Source organism: Mesorhizobium sp. M4A.F.Ca.ET.020.02.1.1, assembly GCF_004022645.1.
In the GTDB taxonomy this organism is placed as follows: Bacteria; Pseudomonadota; Alphaproteobacteria; order Rhizobiales; family Rhizobiaceae; genus Mesorhizobium.
On record NZ_RZOI01000625.1, the window covers coordinates 1 to 3,645 of the forward strand.

3 protein-coding genes and 1 pseudogene are annotated in these 3,645 nt (G+C 65.5%); all 4 read right to left on the bottom strand.

Annotation, left to right across the window (positions count from 1 at the left end; genetic code table 11):
* Positions 1-706, bottom strand: a pseudogene (locus EN742_RS28075) (F0F1 ATP synthase subunit beta); the annotation flags it as partial.
* A 76-nt stretch (positions 707-782) separates the two neighbouring features.
* Positions 783-1,667, bottom strand: a complete 885-nt coding sequence (locus EN742_RS28085) for a F0F1 ATP synthase subunit gamma (protein WP_127404727.1) — start codon at positions 1,665-1,667, stop codon at positions 783-785.
* Between the two features lie 34 nt (positions 1,668-1,701).
* Positions 1,702-3,231 (bottom strand): F0F1 ATP synthase subunit alpha, encoded by a 1,530-nt coding sequence (gene atpA / locus EN742_RS28090; protein ID WP_127404726.1) that lies wholly within the window; start codon positions 3,229-3,231, stop codon positions 1,702-1,704.
* On the bottom strand, positions 3,231-3,645 hold a 415-nt coding region (locus EN742_RS28095; protein ID WP_128333527.1), incomplete at its 5' end, for a F0F1 ATP synthase subunit delta. The genes atpA and EN742_RS28095, both read right to left, overlap by 1 nt.

The window sequence follows — 3,645 nt, forward strand, 5'->3', positions numbered from 1 at the left end:
CGCCGACGCCGGCGAACACCGAGAAGCCGCCATGCGCCTTGGCGACGTTGTTGATCAGTTCCTGGATCAGCACCGTCTTGCCGACGCCGGCGCCGCCGAACAGGCCGATCTTGCCGCCGCGGGCGTAAGGAGCGAGCAGGTCGAGAACCTTGATGCCGGTGACCAGGATCTGCGCTTCAGTCGACTGGTCGACATAGGCCGGAGCCGGCTGGTGGATGGCGCGCTGTTCGACACCGTCGACCGTGCCTTCCTCGTCGACAGGCTCGCCGATGACGTTGATGATGCGACCGAGCAGGCCGGGGCCGACCGGCACCGAGATCGGCGCGCCGGTGTCATAGACTTCCTGGCCGCGGACCAGGCCTTCGGTGGAGTCCATGGCGATGCAGCGCACGGTGTTCTCGCCGAGATGCTGAGCGACTTCGAGCACGAGGCGGTTGCCGACATTGGAGGTTTCCAGCGCGTTCAGGATCGCCGGCAGGTGGTCGGCGAACTGCACGTCGACGACGGCGCCGATGACCTGGCGGACCTTGCCGACGGCGCCGGTCTTCTTGACGGCGACGCTCGCCGCCTTGGCCGGCGCGGCCTTTGCCGGTGCCGCCGCCTTCTTGGCTGGAGCGGCCTTCGCGGCCGCTGCCGGAGCCTGTGCCGCCGCCTTGGGGGCCGGTGCCGCCTTGGCGGCGGTCTTCGGGGTAGCTGCTTTCGCCATCGTCTTTGCCCTTTTTCGTCTTTCTGTTTCTCGCGATTTCCGCATGGAGGTCAGCGACCTCCACATGGGCACGCGACTAGAGCGCCTCGGCGCCCGAAATGATTTCGATCAATTCCTTGGTGATCTGCGCCTGCCGCTGGCGGTTGTAGGTGATCGACAGCTTGTTGATCATGTCGCCGGCGTTGCGCGTCGCATTGTCCATGGCGCTCATCTTGGCGCCCATCTCGCCGGCTGCGTTTTCGAGCAGCGCGCGGAAGATCTGGACCGAGATGTTGCGCGGAATGAGATCGGAGAGGATTTCGCCCGGCTCCGGCTCATATTCGTAGACGGCGTTGGCGCCGTTGGTCGCCTCGGCGGTGGCCGAAGCGGCGGCCGCCGGGATGATCTGCTGCGCCGTCGGGATCTGGCTGATCACCGACTTGAACTGCGAATAGAACAGCGTGCAGATGTCGAAGCCGCCCTCGTTGAAGAGGTGGATGACCTTCTTGGCGATCGCGTCGGCATTGGCAAAGCCAAGCGTGCGCACTTCGCGAAGGTCGACGCGGTCGATGATCAGCGAGGCATAGTCGCGGCGCAGTATGTCGTAGCCCTTCTTGCCGACGCAGATGATCTTGACTTGCTTGCCGTCGGCCAGGAGCTTGCGGATGTGGTCGCGGGCGAGGCGGGCGATCTGCGAATTGAAGCCGCCGCACAGGCCGCGCTCGGCCGTGCAGACGACGAGCAGATGCACGTCGTCCCTGCCGGTGCCGGTCATCAGCGCCGGCGCATCGCCACCGCCGCCGATCGCCTGGGTGATGTTGGCCAGCACCGCGCCCATCCGCTCGGAATAGGGACGCGCTGCTTCCGCCGCTTCCTGCGCGCGGCGCAGCTTCGCCGCGGCGACCATCTGCATCGCCTTGGTGATCTTCTGCGTCGCCTTGACCGAGGCGATACGGTTACGAAGGTCTTTTAATGAAGGCATGCTTCAAACCTGATCCCGTCCGTCCGGCTTCTTCTTAGGCGAAGGTCTTGGCGAAGGCGTCGATCTCGGCCTTCAGCTTGGCGCGCAGATCGTCCGACAGCGCCTTCTCCTTGCGGATGGCGTCGAGCACGTCCTTGCCGGCCGAGCGCATGTGGCTGAGCAGGCCATGCTCGAACTTGCCGACCTGGTTCAACGCCAGCTTGTCGAGGTAGCCGTTGACGCCGGCGAAGATCACCGCGACCTGCTCTTCGGTCTTGAGCGGCGAGAACTGCGGCTGCTTGAGGAGCTCGGTCAGGCGCGAGCCGCGGTTGAGCAAGCGCTGCGTGGCGGCGTCGAGGTCGGAGCCGAACTGCGCGAAGGCCGCCATTTCGCGGTACTGCGCGAGCTCGCCCTTGATCGAGCCGGCAACCTGCTTCATCGCCTTGATCTGCGCCGACGAGCCGACGCGCGACACCGACAGGCCGACGTTGACCGCCGGACGGATGCCCTGGAAGAACAGGTTGGTCTCAAGGAAGATCTGGCCATCGGTGATCGAGATCACGTTGGTCGGAATGTAGGCCGACACGTCGTTGGCCTGCGTCTCGATGACCGGCAGCGCGGTCAGCGAGCCGTTGCCGTTGTCATCATTGAGCTTGGCGGCGCGCTCAAGCAGGCGCGAGTGCAGGTAGAAGACGTCGCCCGGATAGGCTTCGCGGCCCGGCGGGCGGCGCAGCAGCAGCGACATCTGGCGGTAGGCGACTGCCTGCTTCGACAGGTCGTCGTAGCTGATGAGGGCATGCATGCCGTTGTCGCGGAAATACTCGCCCATCGTGCAGCCGGCGAACGGCGCCAGGAACTGCATCGGCGCCGGGTCGGACGCGGTTGCGGCGATGATGATCGAGTAGTCGAGTGCGCCGCGCTCTTCCAGCACCTTCACGAACTGCGCGACGGTCGAGCGCTTCTGGCCGACGGCGACGTAGACGCAGTAGAGTTTCTCCGCCTCGGGGCCGTTGTCGTGCACCGACTTCTGGTTCAGCATCGTGTCGAGGATGATCGCGGTCTTGCCGGTCTGACGATCGCCGATGACCAGCTCGCGCTGGCCGCGGCCGACCGGGATCAGCGCGTCGATGGCCTTAAGGCCGGTCGACATCGGCTCGTGCACCGACTTGCGCGGAATGATGCCGGGCGCCTTGACGTCGACGCGCTTGCGTTCGGTCGCCTTGATCGGGCCCTTGCCGTCGATCGGATTGCCGAGCGCGTCGACGACGCGGCCGAGCAGGCCGGGGCCGACCGGAACGTCGACGATGGCGCCGGTGCGCTTGACGGTGTCGCCTTCCTTGATGTCGCGGTCGTTGCCGAAGATGACGACGCCGACATTGTCGGCTTCGAGGTTGAGCGCCATGCCGCGGATGCCGCCCGGGAATTCGACCATTTCGCCGGCCTGGACATTGTCGAGGCCATAGACGCGGGCGATGCCGTCACCGACGGACAACACCTGGCCGACTTCGGAGACCTCGGCCTCCTTGCCGAAATTCTTGATCTGGTCTTTCAGAATTGCGGAAATTTCCGCGGCGCGGATGTCCATCAGCCGACCTCTTTCAGTGCAAGCTTGAGCGAATTGAGTTTGGTTTTGAGCGACGTATCGATCTGGCGCGAGCCCATCTTGACCACCAGCCCGCCGAGGAGCGACGGGTCGACGGTGACCGTGATGGCCACGTCCTTGCCGGCAACGCCCTTCAGCGCCGCCTTCAGTTCGGTCTCCTGCGCCGCCGTCAGCGCATGCGCCGAGGTGACCTCGGCCGAAGCCTCGCCACGATGATCGGCGGCGATGCGGCGGAAAGCCTTGATCATGCCGGGCACGGCGAACAGGCGGCGGTTCTTGGCGACGACGCGCAGGAAATTGCCGGCGAGCCCGCCGAGCTTTGCCTTGGCGACGATCGCGGCGATCGCCTTGGCCTGATCCTCGCTGGAGAACACCGGGCTGTTGATCAGCCGGGAA

What these genes read in the sequence shown, in the direction of transcription:
- EN742_RS28085 (WP_127404727.1), bottom strand. Translation starts at nt 1,667, where the DNA reads ATGCCTTCATTAAAAGACCTTCGTAACCGTATCGCCTCGGTCAAGGCG.
- atpA (WP_127404726.1), bottom strand. Translation starts at nt 3,231, where the DNA reads ATGGACATCCGCGCCGCGGAAATTTCCGCAATTCTGAAAGACCAGATC.